Source organism: Rhizobium sp. LARHSG275, assembly GCF_052871115.1.
The window spans coordinates 81,238-95,975 of sequence record NZ_JBIXJN010000006.1 but is presented as its reverse complement, the minus strand read 5'-3'; the positions used below and the strand labels follow the sequence as shown (position 1 = coordinate 95,975).

Here is a 14,738-nt window from a genome sequence, read left to right as displayed (position 1 = left end):
CTTTCAACAGAATACGTGAGCAGCACCGGGATCGAAATTCAGATGGACTATATCGCCACGACTGAGCCCCGAGATAGCCTCGTGACCGAACGGCAGGCGAACCGCCAGTGCCTCGCCTGTCGCCGTCTCGGTCGAGACGTGAATATTGTTGCCGAGGAAGGTAATGTCGCTGACCGTTGCGGCAAGACCGGCTCCCACCGCCTGGGCGCGCGACAATCGAATGCGCTCAGGCCTCAGCATCAGGGCTGCCCTCGTCCCGGAGGTTCCTTTTCCATGCACCGGAATATGATTGAAGACGCTGCCGCCGCCAAGCGAAATGCTGGCCTTCCCATCGGAGGATGACAGCAGGTCGCATGAAATGAAATCGCTGTCGCCGATGAATTCGGCAACGAAGCGGGTCCGCGGATTGGCGTAGAGTTCCGGCCCCGTGCCGATCTGGTCGATGACACCCTTGGAAAAGACGGCGATGCGGTCGGAGAGCCGCAACGCCTCCTCCTGGTCATGCGTGACATAGAGGATCGTCACTTCGGTCTGCTGATGGATCCGGCGTATCTCATGCTGGATTTCCTCGCGCAGCTTCTTGTCGAGCGCCGACAGAGGCTCGTCCATCAGAAGCACCGGCGGATCATAGGCAAGAGCCCTGGCAAGGGCGACGCGCTGCTGCTGGCCGCCGGACATTTGTGCGGGCTTGCGATCCTCGAAGCCTTCGAGCCTGACGAGGCGCAGCATCTCCTTCACCTTGCTGTCGACCTCGGCCTTGGACTTGCGCCTGACCTTCAGCGGAAATGCGATATTCTCACCCACCGTCAAATGCGGAAACAGGGTGTAGCGCTGGAACACCATGCCGATGTTGCGCTTGTGCGACGGCGTGGCGAGCAGGGTCTTGCCCTCCAGCGTGATGTCGCCTTTCGTTGGCGTTTCAAAACCGGCCAGGATGTAGAGCGTCGTGCTCTTGCCGGATCCGGACGGTCCGAGAAAGGTCAGGAACTCGCCGCGCCGAACGTCGAGATTGACGTCGTGGACGGCGACGACAGGGCCGTATTCCTTGCGTATTCCGCGGATCTGAAGGAATGGTTCTTTCATTGTTTCAGTACCTTACGCACGACGGCAACAAGCGCCATCAAGAGGATCGTCAAAAGGATGAGAAGGGTCGATGCCGCAGCGACAACGGGCGTCAGGTCCTGCCGCAGCGTTGCCCATACCTTGACGGGCAGCGTCTGCAGGGTCGGGCTGGACATGAAGATCGCCACCACCACCTCGTCCCAGGATGTCAGGAACGAAAAGACGGCCGCCGAAAACAGCCCGTGGCTGATCGCCGGCAGGGTGACCCTGATTTTTGCTTCGAGAGGCGAGGCCCCGCACAAAACCGCCGCGTCCTCGATCGATTTGTCGAAGCCCTCCAGCGCACTTGAGATGGAGAGGATCGAGAAGGGCAGCGCCAGAACGAGGTGCGAAATGACGAAGCCCGCCAGCGTGCCGCCAAGACCGATTCTTAGGAAAAAGGCATAAAGGGCGACCGCAAGAACCACGACGGGAAGGATCATCGGCGTCAGGAACAGCGCTTTCAGCGCATCGCGGAACAGGAACGAACCGCGCACCAGCCCGAAGGAGGTCACGAGCCCGAGCAGCACCGACAGGATAGTCACGATGACCGCGATCTTGAAGCTCGTCCAGGCCGATTCCAGCCAGCGCGGATCGGCAAAAAGCTCGCTGTACCACTGAAGCGTCCAGCCGGGCGGCGGAAAGATCAGCCACTGCGAGGAGCCGAAGGAGAGCGCCGCGATAAAGACGATCGGCAGCAGCAGAAAGGCGGCGGTCAGAAGCGTGATCGCCAGCAGGATATATTTCCACCAGCCGAGGCGGTCGAAATTGAGCAACATATCAACGCCCTCCCGGGTTCTGGTTGCCGACGAAGCGCAGCTGCACGGCATAAAGCAGCAGGGTCACCACGAGGAGAACCAGCGCCGCAGCACCACCCATGCCCCAGTTGACCAGCGACTGCACGAATTGCGCAATCAGCTCTGCGAGCATCATGTTCGCAGTGCCGCCGAGAAGCGACGGCGTGACGAAATAACCAAGGGACATGACGAAGACCATGAGGGCACCAGCCGCCATGCCCGGCATGGCCAAGGGCAGCAGGACACGGGTCAGGCACTGCCACCGGTTGGCACCGCAAAGGGCTGCCGCCTGCAGGGTCGACGGGTCGATCTTCCTGATCACGCCGTAGAGCGGCAGGATGATGAAGGGCAGCATGATATAGGTCATGCCGATCGTGACCCCGGTCAGATTGTTGACGAGTGCTAAGGGCTTGTCGATCAGCCCCATTCCGATCAGCATCTTGTTGATCAGCCCCGTCCGCTGCAGCAGCACCATCCAGGCATAGGTGCGGGCAAGCAGGTTGGTCCACATCGACAGGAGCAGGATGGCAAAGATCACCGAGGTCAGGCGCCCGGGCATGATTGCCAGCGCCCAGGCAACGGGAAATCCGATCAGCAGCGAAATCACCGTGACGAGACCGGAGACGATGAAGGTATTGGCGAAGATCTTGAGATAGGTCGCGGACCCGATCAGCTGCGCATAATTTCCAAAGCCCGGCACGGGTTCCAGAACGCTTCGCAACAAGAGCACCGCCACCGGCGCGATGAAAAAGATCGTCACGAAGGCGAGAGCCGGAAGGACCCCGCCAAAACCTGTTGCCCTGCGCACCTTTGGCAGGGGCGCAATTGCGCCGGAGGCATCGCTATATGTCGCCATGACAGTCCTTCCCACCCGTCAATTTCCGCAGGCGCCGAGGTCCAACAAATGGGCACCTACGCTGCGGGAGGCACGGCGAACATTCGCCGTGCCCATCCGTCTCAAGTTTCAGGCTATTTCGCCTGCCAGGCGTACCACTTCTCGCCGATGGCATCGCGATTATCAGCCCAGTAGTTCATGTCGGCATTCACCTGGCTGGCCGTCTGCCGATCCGGCAGGGTCTTAGCCGTCTCCGGATCCATCAGCTTGGCCGAGTCAACATTGATTGGTGCATATCCGGTGGCTTTTGCAAGGGCGGCCTGCGGTTCGGCCGCGGTCGCCATTGCAATGAACTTCATCGCCGCTTCCGCGTTCGGCGAACCCTTCGGCACGACGAGCGAATCCGCAGCGGTGATGTTCTGTTCCCATGAGGTCTCGGTCTTGATACCGCTCGCCGCAAGCGCGGTCATGCGACCATTCCAGACACTGCCGAAGGGAGCCTCGGCAGAGGCCAGAAGCTGCTGCGACTGTGCGCCGCCCGACCACCAGACGATATCCGATTTGATCGTATCGAGCTTCTTGAAGGCGCGGTCGAGATCAAGCGGATAGAGCTTGTCGGCAGCCACGCCGTCGGCAAGCAGCGCCGCTTCGATCACGCCAGGAGCCGACCACTTGTAGAATGTGCGCTTTCCAGGAAACTTCGCCGTGTCGAACAGATCCGCCCAGGTCTTCGGGCAAGCGCTGACGGCATCGGCATTGCAGCCGATTACGAAGGAATAATAGAAACTGCCGACCGAATAGTCGGTCACGAAGCGCGGATCGAGCTTGGTTTTGTCGATGACCGAGAAATCGAGTTTTTCCAGCTGGCCATTCTTGCCGGCCTGAGCGGCATAGTCGCCTTCGACGTCGACAACGTCCCAGGTAACCTGGCCAGCCTCGACCATCGCCTTGAGCTTGCCGTAATCCGTCGGCCCGTCCTGTACGACGGTGATACCGGTCTTCTCCGTGAACGGGCTGGCCCATGCGGCCTTCTGCGCGTCCTGGGTCGTTCCTCCCCAGCTCGAGAAGACCATGTTGTCGGCGTGCGCCGGTGCGGACACAGCCACGAATGCGGCAACCGCCGCCAAAGCAAATGTTGTTTTCATGTTCCCTATCCTTGTTCTGGTTTGTCCTACGGGTATGCCTTATGCCGTCAGTGCGCCTCGCTCCTGGGAGAAAAGTTGGCTGGCTTCATAATCTTGTTTTCCGCCACCTCGATCAGATCGCGGATCTTGGGCAGGAAGGCCTGCCACCGGGGATCGGCCAGAAGCCTCTGGCGCCTCGCCTCCCGGTCGTCCAGGCTCGCAAAGGCCCAGATGTGAACGATCTCGTTGATCGTCCCGATCTCCGAAAAGAAGTACCCGACGAGCGTGCCGAGATGGCTCTTCTGGATCTCGATCCCCTCTTCCTCGACGACCTTGAGATATTGCGGGATGGTGCCGTTCTTCAGCCGATAGGTGCGGATTTCGTAAAACATCGGCGCTACCTCATTACGAAGGGATCGGGGATCGGATCGTCCGATGTCCTGAGCCAGATCGTCTTGGTGCGGGTATAGTCGAGAGCCGCGGCCATGCCGCCTTCCCTGCCATGGCCCGACAGGCCGAAACCGCCGAACGGCGCGATCGGTGATACCACGCGGTAGGTGTTGACCCAGACGATCCCGGCACGGAGCCCCTTCATCAGCCGGTGCGCCCGGGTCAGGTTCTGGGTGAAGACGCCGGAAGCCAGGCCATAACGGGTATCGTTGGCAAGCCGCAGCGCCTCGGCCTCCGTCTCGAACGACACGACGGACAGGACCGGCCCGAAGAACTCCTCGATCAGCGAGGGCGAGGCGACATCGTCGCAGTCGAGAATCGTCGGCGGGAAATAATAGCCTTCGCCGTCGATCTTGCGTCCTCCCGTGACGAGGCGGGCGCCGCTTTCAATCGACTTGGCGACGAGGGCACCGATACTGTCCTGCTGGCGCTTGGTGGCAAGCGGGCCGACTTCGGTCGCCATATCGAGCGGAGCACCGATCCGGATCGCTTCCGCCTTATCCCGCAGCAGGGCGACGAATTTGTCCTTGATGCTGCGTTCGACGATCAGCCGTGACCCGGCAACGCAGCTCTGCCCTGTCGCGGCGAAGATGCCCGCGACCTGGGCGTTAGCCGCGCTCTCGAGGTCTGCATCGGCAAAGACGATGAATGGCGACTTGCCGCCAAGTTCAAGCGAGGTGGAGGCGAGGTTTTCGGCCGAGTTGCGAACGACGTGCCGGGCGGTTTCAGGGCCGCCGGTGAAGGCCACATGCGCGACCTTCGGGTGCCGGCCGAGGGCGGCGCCGCAGGAGGCGCCGAAACCGGTGATGATGTTGACGACGCCGGCAGGAAAGCCTGCCTCGTGCACGAGCCGTGCAAATTCGAGAAGCGGCGCCGGCCCGTCTTCCGAAGCCTTGACCACCATCGTGCAGCCGGCCACCAGCGCCGGGCCGATCTTCACCGCGGACAGGAAGAGCTGGCTGTTCCACGGCACGACCATCGCTACGACGCCGATCGGCTCACGGCGAAGCCAGACATCCATGTCAGGCTTGTCGATCGGCAGGTAGGCGCCTTCGATCTTGTCTGATATGCCGGCATAGTAGCGATAGTATTCGGCGACATAAGCGATCTGCGCAGATGTCTCGCGGATGATCTTGCCGGTGTCGCGCGTCTCCAGTTCAGCCAGCACCTGCGCGTTGGCAGCAACCAGGTCGGCCAGCTTGTAGAGCAGCTTGCCGCGTTGGGTGGCCGTCATTTTCGGCCAGGCGCCGTCGTAAAGTGCCTTGTCGGCCGCGTTGACAGCCCGATCGACATCCCCCTCGCGCGCTTCGGGCATCTCAGCCCAGGCCGTGCCGGAGGCGGGATCGATGCTCGGATAGCTAGCCTCGCCATCTGAGAATTCGCCGTCGATATAGTGCTGGAAGCGCCGCATGGTCTTACTCCTGAAATGCCGGCATGACCTCGGTGATGAAGCGCTCGAGCGACGCCTTCTTGCGCTCGAAGCTCATGCCGGTGTCGATCCAGAAGGAATATTCGTCATAGCCGAGTGCTTCATACGCCTTGAGCCGGGTGATGACAGTCTCAGCGTCGCCAACGACATTGTTGGTGCGCATGACCTGGTCCGACAGCATGGCGTTTGCTCTGATCTGCTCGTCCGGAATGCGCTCGATCAGACCCTGGGCAATCGGCTTCTCATTCTTGAACCAGGCGAAGAAGTAATTGTAGTAGACGCTGAGCTCATGGGCGGCCTGGGCGACATCGTCCTCTGACGAGCCGACATAGGTATGGCGCAGCAACATGATCTTGGGCCGCTCGATCTCGGAATTCTTCGCGCAGGCGTCGTTGAAGCGCTCCATCAACGATCGAACCTCGTCGTCGCCCTGCCAGAGTGGCGTGACCTGAACGTTGCAGCCGTTGGCGACGGCAAATTCGTGCGAGTTCGGATCGCGCGCCGCCACCCATATGGGCGGGTTCGGCTGCTGCAGCGGCTTCGGCGCCGAGGTGGTCGACGGAAACTTGAAGAATTCCCCATCATGCGCGTAGTCGCCGGCCCATACGCCCTTGACGGCCGGGATGAGCTCGCGCATGCGCTGGCCGGCACCCCAGGCATCGAGCCCGGGCAGCAGGCGCTCATATTCGAAGGAATAGGCCCCCCGTGCGATACCGATATCGAGCCTTCCATCGCAGATGATGTCGGCCATGGCCGCCTCGCCGGCAAGCTTGATCGGATGCCAGAAGGGGGCAATCACCGTCCCCGTTCCGAGCCGCACCCGCGATGTGCGGCGCGCGAGATCAGCAATGGTCACGAACGGATTGGGCGCAATGGTGAAATCCATGCCATGGTGCTCGCCCGTCCAGATCGCGTGCATGCCGCCCTTGTCGGCGATCTCGCAGAGCGCGACGAATTCCTCGTAGAGGCTCTTATGGCTTTGGCTGGCGTCGAGCCGTTCCATATGGACGAAGAGGGAGAACTTCATGCTTTTGCGTCCTTGGCTGGAATTGGGTGAACGGTGCCGCCGGTCTCGTCGCCGAAATAGACGCCGAAATTGCCGATCGAGCTTTCCATCGCAAAACGGTTGACGATATCGGCAGTCGAGCTGGTCTTGAACTTTGCCGCAACCAATGCGTCAGGCTTCAGGAACCTGCCGCCGGCAGGCTCGCCCTCTCCGGCAACGGCGTGATAGACGATGTGCTGCTTGCCGTCGCTCTTGCCCTCATAAACCGAATAGAGAAAACCGATGCTGACTTTCAAGCCGGTGAGCGTTTCCAGGTATTTTTGCAGTGCCTCGGTCGGGCTGCCGTCATGGGCGTCGACGCTCGGCAGGGAGAGCACATCCTCGCCGAGCAGCAGAACTTCCCCGCGGCGTTCGACAACGGCTGCAAGTTCCATATTGCCTTCGCTTGCCGCCGACACCGCCTTGCTTGCGAGCGTCGGCGTGAAATAACCGCCACGCGCATAGCCGAGACCGTTGCGGCCGCTATTGTCGAAAGCTTCGATGCGGCCCATCAAGATGACGTGGTCGCCAGCCTCGATAACCTCTTCCATGGCGCATTCAAACCAAGCCGCAACGTTCGAGAATATCGGGCAGCCTGCCGATCCCTTCGCCCATTCGACCGCCGCAAACCTGTCCTCGACCGGGCGTGCAAAGGTGTTCGACACGTCTTTCTGCGTTTCCGAAAGCACGTTGATCGCAAAATGCTGTGCGCCGGTCATGGTGGCGAAATTGCGCGACGTCTTGGCGAGACAGACGAGGAGAAGCGGTGGATTGAGCGAGACCGAGGTGAAGGAGTTCGCTGTGAAGCCGATCGGATGTCCCTCCCCGTCGCAGGCGGTGACGACAGTCACCCCGGTCGGAAAGGCCCCGAATGCATCTCGCAGTGCTCTTGGGTCGACGGTCTGGATTGTCATCGTTCATCCTCCCCGAACGACAGCCACTCAGCGAGCAGCGAATTGACGATATCAGGCGCGGTCAGGTTTACCATATGACGATGGCCTTCGACGATGCGAGCGTAGCCCCGCGGCGCAAGCTCTGCCATTTGCGTTGCCATCAAGGGCGTCGAGTTCGGATCATCGGACCCCGTCAGAAACAGCGCCGGACCAGCCACGTCTTTCCAGCCGTCAGCATAGGTCGCGTCTCCTCCCGCAAAGGCGGCGTAAGCGACGGCATATCCCTGGGGATCAACGTGGTTCAGCCATTCTCGCGTCAATTCACGCGCAGTGACGCTGTCCGCATCTTCGCCGAACCAGCGGGCCAGAGGGCCTTCCTTGTCGACGCCGGATACCGGAATGGCCGCGGCGCGCGAAAGCACGGCGGCCTTTGCTTCGGGGTCACGCCTGTAGACGCCGTTGAGGTAAGCGACGCGGCCGATACGGTCGCCAAAGGTCGCGGCTGCCCCTCCTGAAACCAGTGCGCCCATCGAGTGCCCGGCAAGATTTGCCGTGTCGATTGCCATCTCGTCGAGAAAGCGTCCGAACCAGGCAACGAACTCCTCGAGCCGACTGCCCGTTGGGAGCTTTGCACTCTCCCCATGTCCGGGCATATCGACAGCGATGACGCGATGGCCTGCAGACAGGAATGCGATCTGCGGCGCCCAGGCCTCGAGCCGCATGCCGACGCCATGAATGAGAACCAGCGGCTCGCCGCTGCCGGCCTCGTGATAGGCCGTTCCGCTTGCCGTCGTCTTTCGGGGCAAGGCACCGGCGGCATTTGTTGCTGCAGCGGTGCGTGTGGTCGATCCGGCTGTCAGCATCTCAGAGCCGCTCCCTTAAACGCCCGCAGGATTGGCAACGTCCTGCCCCAGGTCTTTCAGATCCTGGTAGCGGTCGCCGATGCGATGATGCGGGCGCCCGCCTATCGAAGCACCGAGAGCCACGACGATCTCGTCGGCAGCAGGCGCGTCGGGGATCGACGTCTGGATGGTCAGGTAATGCGAACGGCGGCCTTCATCGTTCTTGTCCATCAGCGGGATCATGATCGGCGCATTGGCCGGACCGCGTGTGTTGCAGAAGGCGAGATAGGATTTGGCGCCGACGGCCTGGCGATAAAAATTGCCGAAGCGCAGCGTGTGGATAAGCGCGGACCCGTGTTCGATCTCGCCGTCCAGGCCGACGACTGCGGACTTTCCATAGCCCTCGACAGCCTCGCCGGACCCGACCGCATCGATGATCATCTTGGTCAGCAACTCGCCGAGCACCGGAGCGCCTGCGTGAATTTCGGGCTTGAGGTCGTCGACGAAGCCGCGACCGGCCCAGGGATTCTTCACGACCGCGAAGGCGGTAAACAGCTTCAGCGGCACCGCCGCGGCCTTGCCGCCTTCGATCAGCGTCGTTTCGATCTGCAGTCCCGTCTTGCGAATTTGAATGGCCATCGAGCACCTCATTTCTCAGTCTCATATTATGGTATACCATAATATATGAGTGTCAAGTTGGTTGCTGCGAGAACTCAGCTCAGGCCAAGGCGGAGATTTGGTTTGGCTGTGCGCTCTCGCCTCTCAGCCGACGCTTTCTTCCTATCAACGCGTTGTCAGCTGACAAACGACGAGGCGCCCCGCGGAGGCAGGCCGAGTCCAGACGTCACGGTCATCCCAGTTCATGGTGCCGCCTTACATATTATTTAATATGGCATACCATCACATTGGAGAAAGTGGGGTGTCAAGCGCGGAGTATCTGAATAGCGCGGAACATCATCGCGAATGGAGTGATATCGACAGCCGAGGTGAGTGCATTGCCGGGGCCTGCGGGGAAGCCGCAGGGCTCGCTCGTGCTTATTCTGCAGGCTTCTTGGCGGAGAGCACCGCTTCTGCGATCGCGCTTGCGGCGGCGACGTGATCCATCGCGGCCTGGTAAGCGCCCTCGCCGTCGCCGCGGCGGATGGCGTCGACGATCTTCGACATCTGCAGCGGGCCTTCGATGCCGCGCCTCTCCGTCTTGATCGTCATCGAACGCAGGTGGTTTATGCGCACGGTGAGGAGATTGACGACACCCCAGGCAACGTTCCTGTCAACCATGGTGAACAGCGTCTGATAGAAGGAAGAGGTGTTCGTCAGCACAGCCGCCATGTCGTTGTCGCGATAACTCTTGCGGATCCCGGCCAGCGATTCCTCCAGCGCGGCGACGATCTCCGGGCTGCGGCGCTCCGCGCACAGCCGCGCCGCCATGCCTTCCAGCGCGCCACGGATCTCATAGATCTGTTTGGCTTCGTCGATATCGAGCTGCGCGACGATCGGCCCCTTGTTCGGCAGATTGGCGACAAGCCCTTCCGATTCCAAATGCCTCAGAACCTCGCGCACGACCGTTCGGCTGACGCCGAGTTGGGCGCAGAGGTCACGCTCGACAAGGCGATCTCCGGGACGGAAATATCCGTTGACGATGGCTTCGCGCACCTTGTCGAGTGCCAATTCCCGCAAGGTCTTTGCAGGGCGCTCGACTCGAATTGCGTCCTTCAGAGCACCGCTCATTGTCTACCTCAGTGTTGGACTTTGCACGCTCAACTTCCGCCGCCGCGGCCGAATGCAAGAATCGTATTATGGCGTACCAGATACTGTAGCTGTCGGCGGCCGGCAATTCAACAAGCGCCGTGCCACCTGCCGTACAGGCACGCAAAGGACGCTCTGCTGCATGCACGTCAGGAGCTAGCCTCTTGAAACGATCTCATCGACTACGGCCTTGGCCTGCACCCGGATATCCGGAACGGCGGTGATCTCCCAGAATTGCCCCGCCGTCAGGGCGCCGACCGCAAACAGTCGGGCCGGCGAGATCCGGGACGGGGCTATCACCTCGGACGCGGCATCCACCTGGATCCCAAGACCAAGAGGATCGGGGACGATCAACTCGAAGCGGCTCATTTCCTTCAAAAGCGGTGAATGACTGATCCCGGCCCGCTCCATTCCCGTGCAGTTGACGAGCCAGTCCGCCCTGATCTCGGCGATCTCGCGCGTTGATCTGACCCTGTAGCTGGCAACGAGCCGGCCCTCCTCGGCCCCGAGCGATTTCAGGAAGCCCGCGTGAAAACGAACGGTTCCGTCCAAGACCAGCTTCTCAAACCTGTCGTATACGTCCGGCGCGACCCGGTGACGATGGATGTTCCACCAGGGAAGCGCATGCCTGAGGAAGCGTGCCCGCTCCCTGCTCGAAAGCCGTTGCCAGAGAGCCTGCGTTGCAGGCCTCAGACCGTCCATCACGGCTCGCCAGTCGGCAACCGTCCTGCTCTTTCCCCGCAGGGTCTTCAATATGCCGCTGATCGTCTCCGGAAGTGCCTGAACGTCGATCGGCAGAGGCGCCGGCGGCTTCCGCGCGTGTCCGAGCGGTGCAAGCCCGCGCCTCGAAAGCACGTCGATCTTGCCGCTGTGGCCATGGGCGCGAAGCGCGAGGACCTGATCGATCATTGTCAGGCCGGATCCGAGGATACACACCGCATCGGACGGCGCGACACGCCTCAGCCACGAAAGCCGCCACGGGTTCTCGATGATCCGCGATCGCAGCAATGGAGGGACCTCGTCCGGAGCGACTGGAAGAGTCGCGTTCCCGACGCCGAGGCAGAGCACCACGTTCTTGCCGGCAATCTCGTCGCCGTTGCCGAGGTGGAAGGCCAGCGTGCTGCTGTAACGTTCCACGCATCCCGCCGCCTTGGCCTTGATGAAATCGACCCGGCAACGGCCGTCCCGTTTTCGAAGCAGCCGCGCAAGCGTATCGCGGACATAAAGACCGTAATCGCTGCGCGAGGCGAAATCGCCGGCCTGCAGCCGGCGTCCATGGCTTTTCAGCCAGTCGACAAAGTCATCGGGTTGATGCGGCAAGAGGCTCATGCGGCCGGCGGGAACATTGAGGCGATGGAGATAGAGCTCCGTCCGGTACGCCGTCCCGCGGCCGAAGCCGGGATCGTCGCCGACGATGGCGACCGTCGCCGAGGCGGGAAGCTGCTCGATGAGATTGCAGGCAACCGCTATCGCCGAAAAACCGGATCCGACCACGATAACATCATATGTCAAATGCATTCTCCCTGAAGCTCAGAACGCCATCGAGGCATTTCCGTCATTCAAGCTCCGTATCGCTCGCGGTCCTTGCGGATCGCACGAGCGGCAGAATCACGAAAACAATTATCTCTATAGTCTATAAATATAGTTTGTTATTTCTCCCGCTAGCCCCTCCCCAACCATTAGGCTTTTGAGGGTGAGATCAAGGGCCACGCGGCCCTGAACAAAGGGGCTCAAGATGAATTTCAGGAATTTGGTTGCCGCGATCGCCGTCGGCGTCGGCACCGTTGCAACGGCGGTCACTGCCGAAGCGGCGGACAAGAAGGTCGTCGTCGCCTATCAAACCGACGCCTTGCCCTCTTCCGTGGCGATCGCCAATGGCGAATTCGCCAAGGAGACGGGATATGAGATCGACTTCCGCAGGTTCAATTCGGGTGCCGAAATCTTTGCCGCCATTGCATCCGGCGACGTCCAGGTCGGCTATGTCGGCTCCAGCCCGTTTGCGGCTGCTGTGTCACGCGGGCTCGAGGTCAAGGCCTTTTACCTCGCCTCCATCTCAGGCATCGACGAGGCTCTCGTCGTCCGCAACGGTTCCGGTATCGAAAACCTGAATGATCTGAAGGGCAAGAAGCTTGCTGCTGCGCCGGTGTCCACGGACCACTATCAACTGCTGGCGCTGATCAAATCGCTGGGCCTGACCGAAAAGGACGTTCAGGTCTTCGCAATCCCTCAGCCCGAGATCGTTGCGAGCTATAATCGCGGCGACATCGATGGCGGCTTCGTCTGGGATCCGGCGCTGACCGAACTGAAGAAGAACGGAAAGGTTCTCGTCACCTCCAAGGAGGTGGCTGACAAGGGTGCGCCAACATTTTCGGCCTGGGTCGCGACCTCGACATTTGCCGCCGACAACCCGGACTTTCTGAAGGGTTTCGCCTCGGTCATCAACAAATACTACGCCTCCTTCGAATCGGACAAACCCGCCTGGGGTCCCGACAGCGACAACGCCAAGTCGCTTGCCAAGCTTCTCGGCGGAACACCTGACCAGCAGGCCTCGGCCCTGAAGAACCTGACGCTGCTGACACCTGAAGTTCAGGCATCGGATGCCTGGCTCGGCGGCGGCGAAAAGGCGGGCGCCGGCAAGATCCTCAAGGACACGGCATCGTTCCTGAAGGAACAGGGCAAGGTTTCCGACGTGCTGGCGAATTACGGCGCCTTCGTCACCGCAGATGCCCTCACCGGCGTCAGCAACTGATCCTCCCCGACACCGGCGCGGCTTGCCGCGCCGGTGTCAAACTTGCGGGCAGCACCATGCTTAAAGTCGATCACGCCAGCGTTTTCTTCGCAGCCCGCGACGGGCGGACCGTTCACGCGCTCGATCGCGTTTCCTTCGATATTCCCGAGCGGGGCTTCGTTGTCGCACTCGGGGCGTCGGGATGCGGCAAATCAACCCTTCTCAACGCGATTGCCGGCTTCCTTCCGCTTTCGGATGGCCGGATCACGCTCGATGGCCGCGCGGTCGAACAACCCGGCGCGGACCGTGGCGTCGTTTTTCAGAAGGACTCGCTGCTACCCTGGAAATCTGTTGTCGACAATGTCGCGCTCGGTTTGAAATTCGCTGGGGTCAAGCGCAAGGAGCGCCAAGCGCGCGCGCAGGAGCTGCTCCGTCTCGTCGGCCTCGACGAATTCGCCGGCGCTTTTCCCTACGAGCTGTCAGGCGGCATGCGGCAGCGTGTCGGCATCGCACGGGCTCTGGCAACAAATCCCGACATCCTGCTGATGGACGAGCCATTCGGCGCACTCGACAGCCTGACCCGCGAGCAGATGCAGGAACTGCTGGTTTCCATCTGGGATAAAACGGCAAAGAAGATCTTCTTCATCACGCATTCGATCGAAGAGGCCTTGTTCCTGGGCACGCAGGTCCTGGTCATGTCACCTCGACCGGGGCGCGTCGTGGCACGCTTCGATCTCGATTTCGTTCGCCGCTTCGCCGAAACCGGCGACGCCCGATCGATCAAGGCGTCGCCGCAATTTGCCGAACTGCGCGAGGAGATCCGCGCCATTCTCCACAGCACCGAAGACCTCAGGAGCGCCGCATGAGCGATATAGTGCAGGCACCGCCGATTGCGGTTGGTGGAGAGGACCATCAGGTCAAGCTGGTGAAAATGGCGGGCTTCGGCGCCGGCGAGAAATCGACGGTGGCCATCAGCGTTGCCACAGCGCTGGCCATATTGCTGCTGTGGTGGCTGGTATCGGCGCTCGGTGTCGTCCCACACTTGTTCCTGCCGCGTCCAGACGAGGTGCTGACACAGATCGGCGCTATCTATCGCGACGGTTACGCCGGAGCGTCACTGTCCGAGCATGTTTTTGCCAGCCTGTTTCGCATCGTCGTCGCCGCCCTTATCGCGGTTTCCGCCGGCATTCCGCTCGGATTGCTCATGGGCCTGAACCGCTGGGCAAAAGGGGTGCTCGACGCGCCGATCGAGTTTTACTGGCCGCTGCCGCCGCTCTCCTACCTGCCGCTGATGATCATCTGGCTCGGCATTGGCGAGACGTCGAAGATCACGCTGCTGGTGCTTGCGATGTTCGCACCGATCTGCCTCTCGGCCCAGGCCGGCGTTCGTTCGCTGCCGATCGAGCGCGTCAATGCCGCGCGTTCGCTTGGCGCGAGCCGGCTGCAGCTCTTCCTGGATATCGTCCTGCCGTCCGCCCTGCCCGAGATCCTCACCGGCATTCGAATTGCGCTCGGTGTCGGCTGGGGCACGCTGGTTGCGGCTGAATTGATCGCGTCCACGCGCGGGATCGGTTTCATGATCATGTCGGCTTCACAGTTCCTGGCGACCGACGTCGTCTTCGTCGGCATCGGCATCATCGCGATCTGCGCGTTCACCTTCTCGGTCGCCATTCGTTTTCTGGAGGCGTTCCTCGTGCCCTGGAAGGGCAAGCTCTGACCACATGAGTAAGGTGGGCGACAAGTGGAGC

At 61.3% G+C, this 14,738-nt stretch carries 15 protein-coding genes; 3 read left to right on the top strand and 12 right to left on the bottom strand.

The features are described from left to right. Positions 1-3: 3 nt before the first annotated feature. The 12 genes from ACIPSK_RS09260 to ACIPSK_RS09205 form a co-directional block, all read right to left on the bottom strand. On the bottom strand, positions 4-1,083 hold the full coding sequence (locus tag ACIPSK_RS09260; protein ID WP_162117478.1) for an ABC transporter ATP-binding protein: 1,080 nt from the start codon (positions 1,081-1,083) through the stop codon (positions 4-6). Next, positions 1,080-1,880 carry an ABC transporter permease gene (locus ACIPSK_RS09255; protein WP_162117477.1) on the bottom strand — a complete coding sequence of 267 codons (801 nt, stop codon included), beginning with the start codon at positions 1,878-1,880 and terminating at the stop codon, positions 1,080-1,082. The genes ACIPSK_RS09260 and ACIPSK_RS09255 overlap by 4 nt, the downstream gene beginning before the upstream one ends. 1 nt (position 1,881) lies before the next feature. Next, the gene (locus tag ACIPSK_RS09250; protein ID WP_162117476.1) at positions 1,882-2,754 is read right to left on the bottom strand and encodes an ABC transporter permease; all 873 of its coding nucleotides are present in this window, start codon (positions 2,752-2,754) and stop codon (positions 1,882-1,884) included. A 113-nt stretch (positions 2,755-2,867) separates the two neighbouring features. After that, positions 2,868-3,878: an ABC transporter substrate-binding protein gene (locus ACIPSK_RS09245; protein ID WP_162117475.1), complete on the bottom strand. Its 1,011-nt coding sequence runs from the start codon at positions 3,876-3,878 to the stop codon at positions 2,868-2,870. Between the two features lie 47 nt (positions 3,879-3,925). Next, positions 3,926-4,249: an NIPSNAP family protein gene (locus ACIPSK_RS09240; RefSeq protein ID WP_003538302.1), complete on the bottom strand. Its 324-nt coding sequence runs from the start codon at positions 4,247-4,249 to the stop codon at positions 3,926-3,928. 5 nt (positions 4,250-4,254) lie between these two features. Continuing rightward, on the bottom strand, positions 4,255-5,718 hold the full coding sequence (locus ACIPSK_RS09235; RefSeq protein ID WP_162117474.1) for an aldehyde dehydrogenase: 1,464 nt from the start codon (positions 5,716-5,718) through the stop codon (positions 4,255-4,257). 4 nt (positions 5,719-5,722) lie between these two features. Next, positions 5,723-6,763, bottom strand: a complete 1,041-nt coding sequence (locus tag ACIPSK_RS09230) for an LLM class flavin-dependent oxidoreductase (protein WP_162117473.1) — start codon at positions 6,761-6,763, stop codon at positions 5,723-5,725. Further along, a complete protein-coding gene (locus tag ACIPSK_RS09225; RefSeq protein ID WP_162117472.1) occupies positions 6,760-7,695 on the bottom strand; it encodes a flavin reductase family protein in 936 nt (311 codons plus the stop codon). Before ACIPSK_RS09225 ends, ACIPSK_RS09230 begins: the two co-directional genes overlap by 4 nt. Further along, positions 7,692-8,537 carry an alpha/beta fold hydrolase gene (locus ACIPSK_RS09220; protein ID WP_162117471.1) on the bottom strand — a complete coding sequence of 282 codons (846 nt, stop codon included), beginning with the start codon at positions 8,535-8,537 and terminating at the stop codon, positions 7,692-7,694. The genes ACIPSK_RS09225 and ACIPSK_RS09220 overlap by 4 nt, the downstream gene beginning before the upstream one ends. Before the next feature lie 15 nt (positions 8,538-8,552). Next, complete coding sequence (locus ACIPSK_RS09215; protein WP_003538313.1) at positions 8,553-9,155, bottom strand: amino acid synthesis family protein; 603 nt, start codon at positions 9,153-9,155, stop codon at positions 8,553-8,555. Positions 9,156-9,551: 396 nt separating this feature from the next. Next, complete coding sequence (locus tag ACIPSK_RS09210) at positions 9,552-10,244, bottom strand: GntR family transcriptional regulator (RefSeq protein ID WP_162117470.1); 693 nt, start codon at positions 10,242-10,244, stop codon at positions 9,552-9,554. Positions 10,245-10,418: 174 nt separating this feature from the next. Further along, a complete protein-coding gene (locus ACIPSK_RS09205) occupies positions 10,419-11,780 on the bottom strand; it encodes an FAD/NAD(P)-binding protein (protein WP_446532915.1) in 1,362 nt (453 codons plus the stop codon). 217 nt (positions 11,781-11,997) lie between these two features. Between ACIPSK_RS09205 and tauA the strand changes: the two genes are divergently transcribed. Genes tauA through ACIPSK_RS09190 form a run of 3 tightly spaced genes read left to right on the top strand, consistent with a single transcriptional unit; the run spans position 11,998 to position 14,707 of the window. Continuing rightward, a complete protein-coding gene (gene tauA, locus ACIPSK_RS09200) occupies positions 11,998-13,011 on the top strand; it encodes a taurine ABC transporter substrate-binding protein (protein WP_162117468.1) in 1,014 nt (337 codons plus the stop codon). Positions 13,012-13,067: 56 nt separating this feature from the next. After that, positions 13,068-13,856 (top strand): taurine ABC transporter ATP-binding protein, encoded by a 789-nt coding sequence (locus ACIPSK_RS09195; protein WP_162117467.1) that lies wholly within the window; start codon positions 13,068-13,070, stop codon positions 13,854-13,856. Next, on the top strand, positions 13,853-14,707 hold the full coding sequence (locus ACIPSK_RS09190; protein ID WP_162117466.1) for an ABC transporter permease subunit: 855 nt from the start codon (positions 13,853-13,855) through the stop codon (positions 14,705-14,707). Before ACIPSK_RS09195 ends, ACIPSK_RS09190 begins: the two co-directional genes overlap by 4 nt. The last annotated feature ends 31 nt before the right edge of the window (positions 14,708-14,738 follow it).